1 protein-coding gene is annotated in these 1093 nt (G+C 67.2%); it reads right to left on the reverse strand.

The features are described from left to right. Positions 1-878, reverse strand: an 878-nt coding sequence (locus ACIA77_RS52465) for an IS110 family transposase (RefSeq protein WP_395893755.1), incomplete at its 3' end; no start/stop codon positions are given. Positions 879-1093 lie beyond the last annotated feature (215 nt).

The following is a 1093-nucleotide window of genomic DNA, read 5'->3' on the forward strand; positions in this document are numbered from 1 at the left end:
CGGTGGCGGCCGGTGGTGCGACCGCTGCTGGCGGGTTGTGGTGCAACCCCGCAGAGCTTGGCGAAGGCGGCCTCGTTGCGGATGCGGTCGGCGTTGTCGCCTGCGGTCACCAGGAACTGGCCCGCGATCTCGACGCCGACACCGTGTAATGCCACGAGATCTGGCGCGGTCGCGCGAACCAGCGCTTCGATCTTCTGGTTGAGGCCCTTGATCTCCTCGTCGAGCATCTTCCAGCGGTGGGCCAGGTCGCGCAGAGAGGTCTTCACCCCGGCCATGAGCAGTCGGCCGGCCTCGCCTCGCAACGCCAGGAAGTCGTCGGTTTCCGGCCGCAGCCGCAGGCATCGGTTGACCAGGGTGCGCTTGCTCAGGGCCACCAGTTCGTCTCGCAGCGGCGAGGGCGCCCCGATCATGACGCCCCACAGGGTGTTGAACGCCTGCGTGCGGGCCTTGACCGCGCCGGCCCGGGTGACGCGCAGCATCCTGATCACCTCCACGACACCGGACTTGGCTTTCGGGGTGGCCGTCGAGGTCTGACCCAGGACCGCTCGGGCGATCTGTTCGGCATCGAGACGGTCGGACTTGCCGTCCATGCGGCGGGCCACCCGGTTCGGCCGGTTCACCTCGATGACACGCTCACCGGCCTCGGTCAGCGCCCGGGTCAAGGTCGCGCCGAAGGATCCGGTGCTCTCAACACCGATCGCCTCGACCCGTCCGTGCCTGTGCATCCAGCTGCGCAGCGCCGGGTAGCCGGCGTCGGTGGCTGGGAACTCCTGGTGGCCCAGAAAACGACCATGGTCATCAATCGCGGCGGCGTAGTGCGTGCACTTGTGCGTGTCAACGCCACCAATCACGGCGCCTGTCTCGGCTGAAGTTGTCATACTGGTGCTCGCTCCTCCGTGAGGCCAACTCTGACGGATGGGCGAACCGGCCGGGCGAAGCGACAGGTCTGTGACGGGGCTTCTGATCCAAGCTCCTATCAGGTCAGATCCGTCTGGCCGGTGCCCGCACGACGCTGCACCAGAACCAGTCGACACATCGAACGTAGGACACCATGGTCACACTTTGACCGGGGTCAGACCGGGCCCGATGCAGC

Origin of the sequence: Amycolatopsis sp. NPDC051903, assembly GCF_044452505.1 — a bacterium.
In the GTDB taxonomy this organism is placed as follows: Bacteria; Actinomycetota; Actinomycetes; order Mycobacteriales; family Pseudonocardiaceae; genus Amycolatopsis.